Here is a 16,361-nt window from a genome sequence, read left to right as displayed (position 1 = left end):
TTTATACTTGGTGTTATTGATATTGACCAGGAAAAATCATGACTGACAAATCACCACCGCAATACTGGTTCCCCGCCAAGACCTATGGCTGGGGCTGGGGCTTGCCCATCACCTGGCAGGGCTGGCTGGTGTTCCTGGCCGCGCTGGCGCTGTTCGCCTGCGGCGCCTTCCTGTTCCCGCCGCAAACCATGCTCGTCGGCTACATCGTGTATGAAGTGGCCATCGTCGCCGTGCTCATTTTCATCTGCCAGCTGAAGGGCGAACCGACCGCCTGGCGCTGGGGCAAGAAGAAATAATCGTGACGCCATCTGCTGCATTGCAGCAGATGCGCAAAGACGACACCTGCAAGAAATCATCTGGCCACGCGGCGCGAACCGCGTATAATTGGCTCGCTGCCGCAAGGCGGCAAACGCTAGGGGTCCTGCCTTTCGCTGTGGAAACACAGTGCAAGCGCGGGTGAGAAATACCCTCCGAACCTGATCTGGATAATGCCAGCGAAGGGAAGCTTTAGGATGAACGCACCCCGCCTTTCCGCGTGCGTAATTCCGAACCTCCTTAGCTGGCTCCAGGCTTAAAAATAGTCTAGCCAAGGAGCCAAAATGAACGCCAACCCGAAATTCCTCTCCGCCACCGCCACGGTCGACGAAGCCGCCATCGCGCCGCTGCCCAATTCGCGCAAGATCTACGTGCAGGGCAGCCGCCCCGACATCCGCGTACCCATGCGCGAGATCAGCCAGTCCGACACGGAAGCATCGTTCGGCGGCGAAAAGAATCCGCCGATCTACGTCTACGATACCTCCGGCCCGTACACGGACCCGGACGTGCGGATCGACATCCGCTCGGGCCTCGATACGCCGCGCCTGCCATGGATCATGGAGCGGGCCGATACGGAAGAGTTGCCCGGCCCCACTTCCGACTACGGCATCGCCCGCCTGGCGGACCCGAAGCTGGCCGAGCTGCGTTTCAATCTGCACCGCAAGCCGCGCCGCGCCATTGCCGGCAAGAATGTTACACAGATGCATTACGCGCGCCAGGGCATCATCACGCCGGAAATGGAATTCGTCGCCATCCGCGAAAACATGCGCCGCCAGGAATATCTGCGTGAACTGAAAGCTTCCGGCCCCATGGGCGAGCGCCTGGCCGACCTGATGGGCCGCCAGCACCCGGGCCAGTCCTTCGGCGCCAGCATCCCGGCCGAGATCACGCCGGAATTCGTGCGCGAGGAAATCGCCCGCGGCCGCGCCATCATTCCCGCCAACATCAACCACCCGGAAGTCGAGCCGATGATCATCGGCCGCAATTTCCTCGTGAAAATCAACGCCAACATCGGCAATTCCGCCGTCACCTCGTCGATCGGCGAGGAAGTGGAAAAGATGACCTGGGCCATCCGCTGGGGCGGCGATAACGTGATGGACTTGTCTACCGGCAAGCATATCCACGAAACGCGCGAATGGATCGTGCGCAACAGCCCCGTGCCCATCGGCACCGTGCCCATTTACCAGGCCTTAGAAAAGGTCAACGGCAAGGCCGAGGATCTGACGTGGGAAATCTTCCGCGACACTTTGATCGAGCAGGCCGAGCAGGGCGTCGACTACTTCACCATCCACGCGGGCGTGCTGCTGCGCTACGTTCCGATGACGGCCAAGCGCCTGACGGGCATCGTTTCGCGCGGCGGCTCCATCATGGCCAAATGGTGCCTGGCGCACCACCAGGAATCGTTCCTGTACACGCATTTCGAAGAAATCTGCGAAATCATGAAGGCGTATGACGTGTCGTTCTCGCTGGGCGACGGCTTGCGTCCCGGTTCCATCTACGACGCCAACGACGAGGCGCAGCTGGGCGAATTGAAGACCCTGGGCGAGCTGACGCAGGTTGCCTGGAAGCACGACGTGCAAGTGATGATCGAGGGCCCGGGCCACGTGCCCATGCAACTCATTAAAGAAAACATGGACTTGCAGTTGGAGCAGTGCGGCGAAGCGCCGTTCTACACCCTGGGGCCGCTGACGACGGACATCGCGCCCGGCTACGACCACATCACTTCGGGCATCGGCGCGGCCATGATCGGCTGGTATGGCACGGCCATGCTGTGCTACGTGACGCCGAAGGAACACCTGGGCTTGCCCAACAAGGCGGACGTCAAGGACGGCATCATCACGTACAAGATCGCGGCGCATGCGGCCGACCTGGCGAAAGGCCATCCGGGCGCGCAGATCCGCGACAACGCGCTGTCGAAAGCCCGCTTCGAATTCCGCTGGGACGACCAGTTCAACATCGGCCTGGACCCGGACAAGGCGCGCGAATTCCACGATGAAACCTTGCCCAAGGATTCAGCCAAGGTGGCGCATTTCTGCTCCATGTGCGGCCCCCATTTCTGTTCGATGAAGATCACGCAGGAAGTGCGCGAATACGCGGCCGGTATGGGCATCGCGGAAGACAAGGCGCTCCAGCAGGGCATGGAAATCAAGGCCATCGAGTTCATCAAGAACGGCGCCGAGCTGTACCGCAAGGTCTGAAGGAGAGCGTGATGCCTGCATTGATATCCATCACGCTCAACGGCGCACCGCACCAGGTGCCGCCGGGGCAGACACTCGATCAATTGATTGCCGCGCTGTCGCTGGAAAACCAGGCGCTGGCGCTGGCCGTCAACCGCAACGTCGTGCCGCGCAAGGCGTGGCCAGGACAGGTCTTGCAAACGCAAGACCAAGTGGAAATTGTACGCGCCATTGGCGGTGGCTGAAAACGTCCAAGCAAACCTACTGCGCGTCGTGCTTTGCGGCCTGTGATGCTCACCGGCTCGGCGCCCCCGTGCTCTAGCACGGTTGCGCGTCTCGGCCACAAATCATCGCCGCTCGCTACGGTTTTCTTCGGACGTTTAAAAACTTAAGGAAAAGCACATGAATACCGCAACACATGACGACCTGCTGACCATCGCAGGCAAGCAATACCAATCGCGCTTGCTGGTGGGCAGCGGCAAGTACAAGGACTTGCCGCAGACGCGCGAAGCGACGGATGCGGCCGAGGCGCAGATCATCACGGTGGCGATCCGCCGCGTGAATATCGGGCAAGACCCGAACGCGCCCAGCCTGCTCGACTTCGTGCCGCCGGACCAGTACACGATACTCCCGAACACGGCCGGCTGCTACAACGCGAAAGACGCCGTCTACACCCTGCAGCTGGCGCGCGAACTGCTGGGCGGGCGCAACCTGGTCAAGCTCGAGGTGCTGGGCGATGAAAAGACCCTGTTCCCGCACATGCCGGAAACGTTGATTGCGGCCGAAGCGCTGGTCAAAGATGGTTTTGACGTGATGGTCTACTGCAGCGATGACCCCATCCAGGCGAAGATTCTGGAAGAGATCGGCTGCGTGGCCGTCATGCCGCTGGCCTCGCTGATCGGCTCGGGCATGGGCATCCTGAACCCGTGGAATTTGTCGCTCATCATCGACCAGGCGAAAGTGCCCGTGCTCGTCGATGCGGGCGTGGGCACGGCGTCGGATGCGGCCATTGCCATGGAACTCGGTTGCGATGGCGTGCTGATGAACACGGCCATTGCCGGCGCGCGCGATCCCGTGCGCATGGCGCGTGCCATGAAGCTGGCCGTGCGGGCCGGGCGCGAAGCGTTTCTGGCGGGACGCATGCCCCGCAAATTTGCCGCTTCCCCATCGTCGCCGATGGCGGGCCGCCTGACGTGATGGTGCCGATGCACCGCACCGTGCTCGTGTTTGCCGGCGCCGACCCGTCCGGCGGCGCCGGCATCGCCGCCGATATTGTCGCGATTGCGGCGCAGGGCGCGCATGCCTTGCCCGTGATCACGGCGCTGACGGTGCAGGACAACGACAGGGTCTTCGGCGTGCAGCCGGTGGCGCCGGAATGGCTGCGCCGGCAGGCGCTGGCGCTGATCGACAAGATGGTAATCAGCGCCGTGAAAATCGGCATCCCGGGCAGCGCCGCGAATGCGGCCGTCATCGCGCAGCTGATCGCGCAATTGCGCCAAAGCCGGCCGGACTTGCCCGTGGTGCTCGATCCCGTGCTGGCCAGCGGCCATGGCGACGTGCTCAGCCGGGATGATGCCGTGCTGGCGCTGGCACCCTTGTTGCCGGTGACTACCGTGATCGTACCGAACGGGCCCGAAGCGCTGGCCCTCGGTGGCGAAGCAGCGTTGCGCGCACAAGGCTGTGGCCACGTGCTGGTGACGGGCGGCCACGGCGAGGGCCAGACGATCATCAACCGCTGGTTTGACGCCGCTGGCGCGGAGCGCGAATGGTGCTGGCCGCGCCTGCCCGGAGAATTTCACGGCAGCGGCTGCACCCTGGCCTCGGCCATCGCGGCGCGCCTGGCGCTGGGACAGGCATTGCCTGAAGCGCTGGATCTGGCGCAAAGCTATTGCCATGCGGCCCTGGCCGGCGCGTATGCGATTGCGCCAGGTCAGCTTATGCCGCAACGATTCATTCAATAAGGAAACATCATGCGTGGACTGTATCTGGTTACCCCGAATTGGGACGACACCGACCGCCTGCTCGACGTGAGCGAGCAAGCCTTGCAGGAAGGCGTGGCCCTGCTGCAATACCGCCACAAGAGCGCCGAGGCGCAGCAGCGGCGCGAGCAGGCGGGCGCCTTGCTGGCCCTGGCCCGCAAGTATGGCGTGCCCTTTATCATCAACGATTTTATCGAACTGTGCGAAGAGCTCGACGCCGATGGCGTGCACGTGGGCGGCCTGGACGCGTCCGTGGCGCAGGTGCGCGCCCGCCTGGGCAAGGACAAGATCGTCGGCGCTTCCTGCTATGGCGACATGGCCCTGGCAAGGACGGCCGAGGCCGGCGGCGCCAGCTACGTGGCCTTCGGCGGCTTTTATCCTTCGCTGGTGAAAAAGTATCCGGTGACCACGCCCCTGGACATCGTGCTGCAGGCGAAACGCGAGATCGCCTTGCCCTGCGTGGTGATCGGCGGCATGACGCCGGAGAACGCGGCGCCGCTGGTGGCGCGCGGCGCCGACATGGTGGCGGCCATCAGCAGCGTCTTTAACAATGCATACGAGGCGGACGATGTGAATATTGCGGTGCAGCAATTCAATCAATTATTCGCGGCATGAGCATGGACATACGGGGCTGATTTGGGGCAATAATCGGCATATAATAAGAACATCATTCATTACCGAGGTTCCCCACCCATGAGTCAGCCAGCCGCCGCGAAACGCCTTATCCTGATCGTTGACGATGACCAGCTCCTGTTGGAATTCCTCGGCGAAGTCCTGCGCCATGCCGGCTACGAGACGGCCCTGGCCAATTCGGCCGAAGTGGCGCTGCAGCTGGTCGCCCAGCGCGAGCCGGACCTGGCTTTGCTCGACATCCACATGCCGGGCATGTCCGGCCTGGAACTGGCCAAGCGCCTGCATGGCGAGACGGGCGTGCCGTTCATGTTCCTGTCCGGCAGCGGTGACAGCGAATCGGGCAAGCAGGCAGCCGCCTATGGCGCCGTCGGCTACGTGGTCAAACCCGTCGACGAAGGCCGCTTGATGCCGGCGTTCGAAGCGGGCCTGGCCCGTGCCGATGAAATCCGCCAGTTGCGTCGCACCGAGCTGAACCTGAACGCGGCCCTGGCCGCCGGCCGCGAAACGAGCCTGGCCGTGGGTTTGCTGATGGGCAAGTTCCAGACGGACCGCAACACGGCGTTCGAAGTGCTGCGCGACCACGCCCGCTCCAGCCGCCGCAAGATCAATGAAATCGCCAGCCAGCTGCTGCTGGCCGAGGAAACCTTGAACGGCTTGCACGGCGCATTTTTGAACCGGGCAAAGACCAAGTAAGCGTATCCTCTCGCGCCCGCATGCCTGCCTTGCTATGATGTGGCGATACGGCGCGCTGGCGCGCCTGGTTCAACCATACACAGCAAGGACATACATGAAAACCAAAGCAGCGATTGCCTGGAAGGCGGGCGCCCCGCTGACCATCGAAGAAGTCGACCTGGCCGGCCCGCGCGAGGGCGAAGTACTGGTCGAGATCAAGGCCACGGGCATTTGCCACACCGATTACTACACCCTGTCGGGCGCCGACCCTGAAGGCATCTTCCCGTCCATCCTCGGCCATGAAGGCGCCGGCATCGTCGTCGACGTGGGCCCGGGCGTGAAAAGCCTGAAGAAGGATGACCACGTCATCCCCCTGTACACGCCGGAATGCCGCCAGTGCAAATTCTGCCTGTCGCAAAAGACCAACCTGTGCCAGTCGATCCGCTCGACCCAGGGCCGCGGCCTGATGCCGGACGCGACCTCGCGCTTCTCCATCGACGGCAAGCCCATCTTCCACTACATGGGCACCTCCACCTTTTCGAACTACATCGTCGTGCCGGAAATCGCGCTCGCAAAAATCCGCGAAGACGCACCGTTCGACAAGGTCTGCTACATCGGCTGCGGCGTCACCACCGGCGTGGGCGCCGTGCTGTTTACGGCCAAGGTCGAGGCGGGCGCGAATGTCGTCGTGTTCGGCCTGGGCGGCATCGGCCTGAACGTGATCCAGGCGGCGAAGATGGTCGGCGCCGATAAAATCATCGGCGTGGACATCAACCCGGCGCGCCAGGACATCGCGCGCAAGTTCGGCATGACGCATTTTGTCAACGCCAACGAAGTGGAAAACGTCGTCGACACCATCGTGCAGCTGACGGACGGCGGCGCCGACTACAGTTTTGAATGCATCGGCAACACCACCACCATGCGCCAGTCGCTCGAGTGCTGCCACAAGGGCTGGGGCCAGTCCATCATCATCGGCGTGGCGGCGGCCGGCCAGGAAATTTCCACGCGTCCATTCCAGCTGGTGACGGGGCGCGTGTGGAAAGGCTCCGCTTTCGGCGGCGCGCGCGGCCGCACGGACGTGCCGAAGATCGTCGACTGGTACATGGAAGGCAAGCTCAATATCGACGACTTGATCACGCACCGTCTGAAGCTCGACGACATCAACCAGGGTTTCGACCTGATGAAGAGCGGCGAATCGATCCGCTCCGTCGTGCTGTACTAATACATTACGCCGTACCACGGCGTTTTTGCGGAGGCTGCGGCCTCCGTTTTTTTTGCCCCGCGTGCCATCCATCGTCCGTGTCTGCCATCCAGGCAGGTCTTTTTGCAGCCTGTCGCACCGCGCTGGAGCCGTGCGCCATCCGCCGCTACAGTCGATGCTCCACTACTTTTGCGACGAGGCAGCCATGTCCACTTCCCACCGTTTGATCCTCAGTCTGGCCGGTATTGTGCTTGGCGGCAGCGCGCTGGCCGTGCAGCCGCCGCAGCCGCCCGCGCCACCGGCCGCACCGGCCGCGCCGAGCAAGCAGATCAATATTTCCATGGGCAGCGGCGATGGCTATGCGCTCGTCGACAGCAGCGAGGATAGCGTCACCATGGCCGGCACCGATGTCGACGGCCAGCAGATCAAGCAGCTGCAGCGTTCGCTCAAGGGACAGTTCCTGTGGTTCCGCGACCAGGGCAAGGGCTATGTGACGCAGGATGCCACGCTGCTGGCCCGCGTGCGCGACGCCTGGAAGCCGTCGCAAGATATGGGCTTTCAGATGAGCGGCCTGGGCAAGCAGATGAGCGAACATGGCAAGGCGATGGGCGAACTGGGCAGCAAGATGGGCGCCCATGGCGCGGCGCAGGCGAACGTCGGCGCGCGCGATGTGGCGCAACTGCAGGCGCTGGGCCGCCAGCAGCAGGAACTGGGCCGCAAGATGGGCGAGGCGGCACGCCGCCAGGCGCAGGCCACCACGGAGACGGCGCGCCGCGCGGCCGGACGCGAGGTGGAACGCCTGCAGCAGCAGATGGAAGATGCGCAGGACGCCATGGAAGAGGTCAACGACCGCATTGCCACCGCGCAAGAACGCGAGGCGGACAAGGTGGATGTGCTGTCGCGCCAGATGGATCAGCGCGGCAAGCCGATGGAAACCCTGGGCAAGCAGATGGAAGCGCTGGGACGCCAGCAGGAAAAAGCCACGAAGGCAGCCGACAAGGCCACGCGCCAGGTGATTGCCCAGGCGCTCAGCGAAGGCAAGGCCAAGCCGGTGCGCTAGACTTGGTTCCAGCTGGCGGCCACGGCCCGGTATTGCGCCGGCAGCTGCGCCCTGGCCTCGTCTTCGCTCGCATACACCTCATCCTGCAGCGTATCCCAGCGAGCGTCGCAGCTGAAACGGTAGACGCGCGCCTCGCCCGCATACTGGCACACGGCCAGGCCGTGGATGGCGATGGGGGCGGTGCCGGCTTCACTGGCGACGTGGCCGAAGGGCAAGTCGGACCAGGCCCAGGCCAGTACGCGGGCGCCGTCGAGGTGGGTGGGTGGTGTCATGGGGATACAGGCCGTTGTGTCGGGATGCCGATTGTAGCGCGCGTGGGTAAAATGGCGCGACCGCTGGACAAATGCACAGTATTTTTAGCCATGCCGGTATAATCACGGGATGCAAAATCTTCTTCACAACCTCAATCCCGAACAATTGGCTGCCGTCACCCTGCCGGCCCAGCATGCGCTGATCCTGGCCGGCGCCGGTTCGGGCAAGACCCGCGTGCTGACCACCCGCATCGCGTGGCTGATCCAGACCCAGCAGGTATCGCCGCCCGGCATCCTGGCCGTGACCTTTACGAATAAAGCCGCCAAGGAAATGCTCACGCGCCTGTCGGCCATGCTGCCGATCAACACGCGCGGCATGTGGATCGGCACCTTCCACGGCCTGTGCAACCGCTTGCTGCGCACGCATTACCGCGATGCGGCCTTGCCGCAAACGTTCCAGATCCTCGATTCCCAGGATCAGCTATCCGTGATCAAGCGCTTGTTGAAGGCGAACAACATTGATGATGAGAAATTCCCGCCGAAGACGGTGATGTATTTCATTAACAATGCCAAGGACCAGGGTTTGCGCGCCACGGACGTGGAAGCGTATGACGCGCACGAGCGCAAGATGGTCGAGCTTTACCAGTTGTACGACGACCAGTGCCAGCGCGAAGGCGTCGTCGATTTTGCGGAACTGTTGCTGCGCACGTATGAGTTGCTGAGCCGCAACCAACCGTTGCGCGAGCATTACCAGGCGCGTTTCCGCCACATTTTGGTGGACGAGTTCCAGGATACGAACAACCTGCAATACAACTGGTTGAAATTGCTGGCCGGCCACGGCAGCCGCGATGGCGGCGCCCTGTTTGCCGTCGGCGACGATGACCAGAGCATCTACGCGTTCCGCGGCGCGAATGTCGGCAACATGAGCGCCTTCGAGCACGAGTTCCAGGTGAAGAACTTGATCAAGCTGGAGCAGAACTACCGCTCGCACGGCCACATCCTCGACAGCGCCAACGTGTTGATCGCGAACAATAGCAAGCGCCTGGGCAAGAATTTGCGCACGGACGCGGGCCATGGCGAGCAGGTGCGTGTGTATGAAGCCAGTTCCGATTTGCAGGAAGCGCAGTGGATCATCGAAGAGGCGAAAAGCCTGATCGCCGATGGCGCCTCGCGCAGCGAAATCGCCATTCTGTACCGTTCGAACGCGCAGTCGCGCGTGATCGAACATGCGCTGTTCTCGGCCGCGATTCCATACCACGTGTATGGCGGCCAGCGTTACTTCCAGCGCGCCGAGGTCAAGCACGCAATTGCCTATTTGCAATTGATGGATAATCCGCACAATGATTCCGCTTTCTTGCGCGTGGTCAACTTCCCCACGCGCGGCATCGGCATGCGCTCGATCGAGCAATTGCAGGCCGCGTCGGAACAGTACGGCATTTCGCTGTACGCATCCGTGCCGTATGTGGCGGGCAAGGCGGGCAGCGTGCTGGCCGGTTTCGTCAAACTGATCGAAGGCGTGCGCTTCGAAACGCAGCAATTATCTCTGCCGGAAATGGTCAGAGTCGTGCTGGAAGCGAGTACCTTGCTGCAACACTATCAGAATGAAAAGGAAGGCGCCGACCGCATCGAGAATCTGGAGCAGATGGTCAGCGCGGCCAGCCAGTTCATTTCCGAGGAAGGTTTTGGACAGGGCGCACCGGCCCACCTGGGCCCAGCAGCCCAGGCGCAGTCGGGCGCGCCCGTCGTCAACCAGGATGGCATCGAGATACTCGACGCGGACGCGCCGCTGCCGGCCGTGATGTCGCCGCTCTCCGCCTTCCTCTCGCACGCGTCGCTGGAAGCGGGCGACAACCAGGCGCAGGCGGGCCAGGATGCGCTGCAGATGATGACGGTACATTCGGCCAAGGGCCTGGAATTCGACAATGTGTTCATTACGGGCCTGGAAGAGGGCCTGTTCCCGCACGAAAGCAGTTCGAAGGAAGACAACGGCGTGGAAGAGGAACGCCGGCTGATGTACGTGGCCATCACGCGCGCGCGCAAGCGGTTGTACATGAGTTTTTCGCAGACGCGCATGCTGCACGGCCAGACGCGCTACAACATGAAGTCGCGCTTCTTCGACGAGTTGCCGGAAGAGTCCTTGAAATGGCTGTCGCCGAAGGTGCAGGCCAACTGGTTCGGCAACCGCAAGTCGGCCTGGGACGAGGCGCCCAAGGTGGCCAGCCTGGGTTCGGACAATGCGATTGCGCAAAAGATCGCGCAAAAAGCCACGGGCGGCGGCTGGCGCATCGGCGAATCGGTGGCGCACGCCAAGTTCGGCGAAGGCGTGATCGTCAATATCGAAGGCGGCGGCGGCAATGCGCGCGCGCAGATCAACTTCGGACAGCACGGCATGAAGGTGCTGGACCTGGGGATTGCCAAGCTGGAACGTCTGGGACGGTGATGTGGCACGCGGGATGGCTGACGATGGCGTCGGATTACGCCTTCGGCTAATCCGACCTACGCCAGGAACGGTGATCTGGTCTGGCGCGTAGGTCGGATTAGCGCAGCGTAATCCGACATCATTGTTGGCCTCGCAGCGTCGGATTACGCGGCGTGCCGCCGCTAATCCGACCTACGCTGTGGCATTGCAAGGCATTCGAGAGCGCGTAGGTCGGATTAGCGTAGCGTAATCCGACATCATTGTTGGCGTTGCAAGGCATTCGATATATAAAAAAGGGGCAGCCTGCGCAAGCTGCCCCTTTTTACATCTGGCCGGTGATCACTCTCCGGTCTTGTCCAGCGACACCGTCTTGCTCTCATCGACGGGCAGGCCGAAGATTTGCCGGTAGGCGGCGTAGAACGAGCAATGCATGATGATGGTGAGTATCATCGACAGGGGCATCATCAGCTGCATCATCAGCGGCGTGCGGCCAAAGATGACGGCCAGCAACTGGCTGGTGACGACGCTGATGGCGAACCAGGTGGCGGCGAAGACGATGAAGGCCGACAGCGAACGCCAGACGGCGAAAAAGCTGAAGAACAGCGCCTTGCCCAGGCTGACTTGTTTCCAGTAGATCAGCGGCGCGGCAAAGCAGAAGGCCATGGCGGCGGGCACGTACAGCACGATGGCCAGCAGGATGCCCAGACCCAGGCGCGAGTCGGGGATGGCGGCGCGTGCCGCTTCTTCCGTCAGTTGCCCCGTGACCAGTTTCCACAGCAAGCCGTCGTCCACCAGGGTCGAGGCGCCGATGGCGACGATGGCCATCAGGATGTACAGCACGCCCAGGCCGAACAGGGAAGGAAACGCGGGTTTGCGGAAGCCCGAAATCAACAGGCTGGGCAGGACGCGCTTGCCCTGGTCGATATTCAGGCAGCCTTGCACGAAGGCGACGGAAAACACGGGCACCAGGATGACGGGCAGCAATTGGCCGAGCACGGGCACGATGCTGACGGCCAGCATGCAGAACATATAGCCGAGAAACAGCATCGACATGCCGCCAGGTTGCTTGCGAAACAGGGCGAATCCCTGTTTCACCCATTGCCAACCTGTACTTGCAGGTAATTTTTCCATGTTTAAAACAGTTCCGGAGCAGGTGTGGCGATACGTTCGCGCAGAATGCGTTCGAAATGCGTGGGATCGTGCGGTGTCAGCATTTCCGCTTCGCGCGGCTGGTAATAATCGTACAGGCGCGACAGCCAGAAACGCAGCGCGGCGGCGCGCAGCATCGGTTGCCATGCCGTTTGTTCTTCGTGCGTAAACGGACGCACGGCCTGGTAGGCGTCGAGCAGGGCGCGCACGCGCACCGTGTCGAGCACGCCCGTGGCCAGGTCCACGCACCAGTCGTTGACGGTGACGGCCACGTCGAACAGCCAGGTGTCGCAGCCGGCAAAGTAAAAGTCGAAAAAGCCCGTCAGGCGCTCGCCGTCAAACATGACGTTGTTGCGGAACAAGTCGGCATGCACGGGACCGCGCGGGATGGCCTTATACGTATCGCAGGCAGCAAAGGCGTCCTGGAAGTGGATTTCCGCGCGCAGCAGGTGCGCCCTGGCATCGTCGAGATGGTGCAAGACCAGCGGCGTGGTGGCGTTCCACCAGTCCAGGCCCCGCAGATTCGGCTGCTGCAGGGGGAAGTCCTGCGCCGCCAGGTGCATCTTCGCCAGCATGGCGCCCACGGCGGCGCAATGCACGGCTTGCGGCGCCATCTGCGAGCTGCCGTCGAGTTTGCTGACGATGGCGGCCGGCTTGCCTTGCAGGGCCGTCACCAGTTCGCCGTCCGCATTGGCGATCGGCGCGGGCACCAGCACGCCCCGGTCCGCCAGGTGGCGCATCAGTTGCAGATAGAACGGCAATTGCTCGAAGCTGAGGTTTTCAAAGATCGTCAGCACAAACTCGCCGCGCTCCGTGCTCAGGAAGAAATTGCTGTTTTCGATGCCGGACGCGATGCCCTTGAGCGCCAGAGGTTTGCCGAGTGGAAACTGCGTGATCCACTGGCCGATATCGTCCAGGTGTAGCGCGGTAAAAACTGCCATGGGAAAGAGAGGAATGGTCTAAAAGGTCAAAAAAAGCCGGCTGCCCCCGCGCATGGCCGGGGCAGGGCAGAAGAGAGTGGCTGCTTACTTCGCTGGTGCGGGCGGTGCTGGCGCGTCCGCTGCCTCTTCGTCGCGTTGTTTCTGTTTCTTCTTGCCCAGATCAAATTCCAGCACTTTCCATTGCGGGCCGCGCAGGGCGTTGCCGTTGGCCTGGTCGGCGCCGGCGGCCGGTTTCATGTAATAGGTGCTGCCGCCGCTGGTGACCTTCACTTCGCTGGTGACGCCCGCTTCGCGTTTTTCGGTAATCTGCTGCTTGGCCGCGGCCGGCGCCACGGTGATGGGGGCTTCGCCCATTTCCTCGATGCGTTCCAGTTGTGGCGGCGCGTCGCTCGGTTTGGCCGGCGTCTGGGCGCTGGCAATGGCTGAACATGCCAGCAGGGGCAGGGTGAGGAATGTCCAGAGTGTCGATGTACGCATCATGATGGGTTCGCTTCCATGTGTGGGACTGCAGCGCGTGCAGTGGTGTAATGCCGTCAATTTATCTATAAGGCATTGTAACAAACTGATAGGCAATGCTGTTTAAATGAGCGGAAATGGCTGGCAGCGGCGGCACGCATGCCCGTTCGGGGCCGCCAGGGTGGCAAAAACGCCAGGAACGGCACGCATTGCGGCCGGTGGCGCGGCCCTAAACTCTGCGATAATTGGACGATATTCCACCCGCCCGCCGCTGTTTCTTCCCGGCTGGCGCGGCTCACCTTATTTTATTGGCATTATGCAAAACACCCTGCTGTTAGTCGACGGTTCCAGTTACCTCTATCGTGCCTTCCATGCGCTGCCCGACCTGCGCAGCCCGGACGGTTACCCCACGGGCGCCATGCATGGCATGGTCAACATGCTGCGCCGCCTGCGCGCCGATTACCCGGCCGCCTACATCGCCTGCGTGTTCGACGCCAAAGGTAAAACTTTCCGCGATGATATGTATCCCGAATACAAGGCCACGCGCGCCTCGATGCCGGACGACCTGCGGCTGCAGATCGAACCGATCCACGAAGCCGTGCGCGCCATGGGCTGGCCGATTCTGATGGTCGACGGCGTCGAAGCGGATGACGTGATCGGGACCCTGGCCGTGCAGGCGGCGGCCGCCGGCATGAACGTGGTGGTGTCGACGGGCGACAAGGATCTGGCGCAGCTGGTCAACAGCCAGGTGATGCTGATCAATACCATGAGCAATGAAAAGCTCGACGAAGCGGCCGTGCTGGCCAAGTTCGGCGTGCCGCCCAACCGCATCATCGATTATCTGTCGCTGATCGGCGATACGGTCGACAACGTGCCGGGCGTGTCGAAATGCGGCCCGAAAACGGCCGTCAAATGGCTGACCTTGTACGACAGCCTGGAAGGCGTGATGGAAAACGCGGCCAAGGTGGGCGGCGCCGTCGGTGAAAACTTGCGCACGGCCCTGCCATGGCTGCCGCAGGCGCGCGCCTTGATCACCGTCAAGACCGATTGCGATCTGTCCGGCCATATGACGACGATCGCCGACTCGCTGGTGGCGAAACACGAAGACAAGGAAGCGCTGCTGGCCTTCTTCAACCGCTACGGCTTCAAGGCCCTGCTACGCGAACTGGGCGCCACGCCGCCGCCGATGTCGCCCGTCGGAGCGCCGCCTGCCGCCGGCGTTTCCGTCGTCAACACGACGGGCGACATGTTCGCCGATGCCGCGCCAGCGGTGGAAGCCGAGTATGAAACCGTGCTGACGGATGCCCAGCTCGACAAATGGATCGCGCTGATCGATGCGGCTGCCCTGACGGCCGTCGACACGGAAACCACCTCGCTGGAACCGATGACGGCGCAAATGGTCGGCATTTCCCTCTCCGTGGCCGAGCACGCCGCCTGTTACATCCCGCTGGCCCACGACTACGCGGGCGCGCCGGAACAGTTGACGCGCGAACACGTGCTGGCGAAATTGCGCCCGTGGCTGGAAGATGAAACCAAGCCCAAGCTGGGCCAGAACCTGAAATATGACAGCCACATCTTCGCCAACCATGGCGTGACGTTGCGCGGCATCGCCCACGATACCTTGCTCGAATCGTATGTGTTCGAATCGCACAAGAAACACGACATGGACAGCCTGGCCCTGCGCCACCTGAACTACACGACGATCCCGTTCGAGGACGTGTGCGGCAAGGGCGCCAAGCAGATCACCTTCAACCAGGTCGAGGTGGAACAGGCGGCGAAATACGCGGCCGAAGATGCCGACGTCACCTTGCGCTTGCACAATGCCATATGGGGCAACGTGGCGAACGATGAAAAACTCACCTTCATCTATGAAAAGATCGAGATGCCGACGGCCGTGGTCTTGCAAAAGATCGAGCGCAACGGCGTGCTGATCGACGACGAATTGCTCAACATCCAGTCGGCCGAGCTGGCCGTGAAGATCCTCGAGCTGGAAAAGAAGGCGTATGAACTGGCCGAGCAGCCGTTCAACCTGGGTTCGCCCAAGCAGATCGGCGAAATCTTCTTCGAGAAATTGAAGCTGCCGGTGGTCAAGAAGACCCCGACGGGCGCGCCCTCGACGGATGAAGAAGTGCTGCAAAAGCTGGCCGAGGATTATCCGCTGCCGAAAGTGCTGCTCGAGTACCGCGGCATGGCCAAGCTGAAGTCGACGTATACCGATAAATTGCCGAAGATGATCAACGTTACGACGGGCCGCGTGCATACGAACTATGCGCAAGCCGTGGCCGTGACGGGGCGTCTGGCGTCGAACGACCCGAACTTGCAGAATATCCCCATCCGCAGCGCGGAAGGCCGCCGCATCCGCGAAGCGTTCATTGCGCCGCCGGGCAGCCACATCGTGTCGGCCGACTATTCGCAGATCGAATTGCGTATCATGGCGCATATCTCGGGCGATGAAGCCATGCTGCGCGCGTTTGCCGACGGCATCGACATTCACCGCGCTACGGCCGCCGAAATCTTTGGCGTGCCGGCCGCGGAAGTGCAGAGCGAGCAGCGCCGCTACGCCAAGGTCATCAACTTCGGTTTGATCTACGGCATGAGCGCTTTCGGCCTGGCCGGTAACCTGGGCGTGGACCGCACGGCCGCACAAAGCTATATCGACCGTTACTTTGCCCGTTTTTCCGGAGTGAAACAGTACATGGAAGACACGCGCCAGCAAGCCAAGGCGCGCGGCTACGTGGAAACCGTGTTTGGCCGCCGTTTGTGGTTGCCAGAAATTAATTCGCCGAACGGCCCGCGCCGCCAGGGGGCGGAACGGGCGGCGATCAACGCGCCGATGCAGGGCACCGCCGCCGACCTCATCAAGCTGGCCATGATCGCCGTGCAAGGCTGGCTGGAAACGGACGGCTTGCAGACGAAAATGATCATGCAGGTGCACGATGAACTGGTGCTGGAAGTGCCGGATGCGGAACTGGAACTGGTCAAGCGCAAGCTGCCGGAACTCATGGCCGGCGTGGCCGCGCTGAAAGTGCCGCTGACGGCCGAGGTAGGCGTAGGCAGGAACTGGGACGAAGCGCATTGATGCTGCGTCGGCTTACGCGGGGCATGCCC

General features: G+C 62.4%; 15 protein-coding genes and 1 riboswitch. Of the genes, 11 read left to right on the top strand and 4 right to left on the bottom strand.

Features of this window, described 5'->3' with window-relative positions:
- Positions 1 to 38 precede the first annotated feature (38 nt).
- The 9 genes from AC1RBA_RS24500 (at position 39) to AC1RBA_RS24460 (ending at position 8,037) form a co-directional block, all read left to right on the top strand.
- Positions 39 to 296, top strand: a complete 258-nt coding sequence (locus AC1RBA_RS24500; protein ID WP_070290027.1) for a hypothetical protein — start codon at positions 39 to 41, stop codon at positions 294 to 296.
- Positions 297 to 404: 108 nt separating this feature from the next.
- Positions 405 to 520, top strand: a riboswitch (TPP riboswitch).
- Positions 521 to 599: 79 nt separating this feature from the next.
- Positions 600 to 2,513: a phosphomethylpyrimidine synthase ThiC gene (gene thiC / locus AC1RBA_RS24495; RefSeq protein ID WP_070222679.1), complete on the top strand. Its 1,914-nt coding sequence runs from the start codon at positions 600 to 602 to the stop codon at positions 2,511 to 2,513.
- 20 nt (positions 2,514 to 2,533) lie between these two features.
- Entirely contained in the window at positions 2,534 to 2,737 is a 204-nt protein-coding gene (gene thiS, locus AC1RBA_RS24490; protein ID WP_070222852.1) for a sulfur carrier protein ThiS, read from the top strand.
- 157 nt (positions 2,738 to 2,894) lie between these two features.
- Positions 2,895 to 3,689 carry a thiazole synthase gene (locus AC1RBA_RS24485; RefSeq protein WP_070312414.1) on the top strand — a complete coding sequence of 265 codons (795 nt, stop codon included), beginning with the start codon at positions 2,895 to 2,897 and terminating at the stop codon, positions 3,687 to 3,689.
- Positions 3,689 to 4,453: a bifunctional hydroxymethylpyrimidine kinase/phosphomethylpyrimidine kinase gene (gene thiD / locus AC1RBA_RS24480; protein ID WP_492420066.1), complete on the top strand. Its 765-nt coding sequence runs from the start codon at positions 3,689 to 3,691 to the stop codon at positions 4,451 to 4,453. Before AC1RBA_RS24485 ends, thiD begins: the two co-directional genes overlap by 1 nt.
- Before the next feature lie 9 nt (positions 4,454 to 4,462).
- On the top strand, positions 4,463 to 5,086 hold the full coding sequence (gene thiE / locus AC1RBA_RS24475) for a thiamine phosphate synthase (RefSeq protein ID WP_492420038.1): 624 nt from the start codon (positions 4,463 to 4,465) through the stop codon (positions 5,084 to 5,086).
- 78 nt (positions 5,087 to 5,164) lie between these two features.
- Entirely contained in the window at positions 5,165 to 5,797 is a 633-nt protein-coding gene (locus AC1RBA_RS24470) for an ANTAR domain-containing response regulator (RefSeq protein WP_070222669.1), read from the top strand.
- Positions 5,798 to 5,891: 94 nt separating this feature from the next.
- Positions 5,892 to 6,998 carry an S-(hydroxymethyl)glutathione dehydrogenase/class III alcohol dehydrogenase gene (locus tag AC1RBA_RS24465; protein ID WP_035824628.1) on the top strand — a complete coding sequence of 369 codons (1,107 nt, stop codon included), beginning with the start codon at positions 5,892 to 5,894 and terminating at the stop codon, positions 6,996 to 6,998.
- A 184-nt stretch (positions 6,999 to 7,182) separates the two neighbouring features.
- Entirely contained in the window at positions 7,183 to 8,037 is an 855-nt protein-coding gene (locus tag AC1RBA_RS24460) for a hypothetical protein (protein WP_492420037.1), read from the top strand.
- Here the strand turns inward: AC1RBA_RS24460 and AC1RBA_RS24455 are convergent.
- Entirely contained in the window at positions 8,034 to 8,309 is a 276-nt protein-coding gene (locus AC1RBA_RS24455) for a hypothetical protein (RefSeq protein WP_070312409.1), read from the bottom strand. The genes AC1RBA_RS24460 and AC1RBA_RS24455 overlap by 4 nt on opposite strands.
- A gap of 109 nt (positions 8,310 to 8,418) precedes the next feature.
- Here AC1RBA_RS24455 and AC1RBA_RS24450 point away from each other — a divergent pair, with 109 nt between their 5' ends.
- Positions 8,419 to 10,728: a UvrD-helicase domain-containing protein gene (locus AC1RBA_RS24450; RefSeq protein WP_070278250.1), complete on the top strand. Its 2,310-nt coding sequence runs from the start codon at positions 8,419 to 8,421 to the stop codon at positions 10,726 to 10,728.
- A gap of 318 nt (positions 10,729 to 11,046) precedes the next feature.
- On the opposite strand, the gene AC1RBA_RS24445 is transcribed toward AC1RBA_RS24450, so the two are convergent.
- From AC1RBA_RS24445 to AC1RBA_RS24435, 3 genes are all read right to left on the bottom strand, one after another.
- Positions 11,047 to 11,838 carry a BPSS1780 family membrane protein gene (locus AC1RBA_RS24445; protein ID WP_492420036.1) on the bottom strand — a complete coding sequence of 264 codons (792 nt, stop codon included), beginning with the start codon at positions 11,836 to 11,838 and terminating at the stop codon, positions 11,047 to 11,049.
- 2 nt (positions 11,839 to 11,840) lie between these two features.
- Positions 11,841 to 12,797, bottom strand: a complete 957-nt coding sequence (locus AC1RBA_RS24440; RefSeq protein ID WP_492420035.1) for a homoserine kinase — start codon at positions 12,795 to 12,797, stop codon at positions 11,841 to 11,843.
- A gap of 84 nt (positions 12,798 to 12,881) precedes the next feature.
- Entirely contained in the window at positions 12,882 to 13,277 is a 396-nt protein-coding gene (locus AC1RBA_RS24435) for a hypothetical protein (RefSeq protein WP_492420034.1), read from the bottom strand.
- Between the two features lie 292 nt (positions 13,278 to 13,569).
- Here AC1RBA_RS24435 and polA point away from each other — a divergent pair, with 292 nt between their 5' ends.
- Positions 13,570 to 16,332 carry a DNA polymerase I gene (gene polA, locus AC1RBA_RS24430; protein ID WP_492420033.1) on the top strand — a complete coding sequence of 921 codons (2,763 nt, stop codon included), beginning with the start codon at positions 13,570 to 13,572 and terminating at the stop codon, positions 16,330 to 16,332.
- Positions 16,333 to 16,361 lie beyond the last annotated feature (29 nt).

The sequence above is a fragment of the Janthinobacterium sp. GW823-FHT03B06 genome (assembly GCF_058796955.1).
The sequence above is the reverse complement of the archived record's forward strand: the minus strand, read 5'-3'. Positions and strand labels throughout refer to the sequence as shown.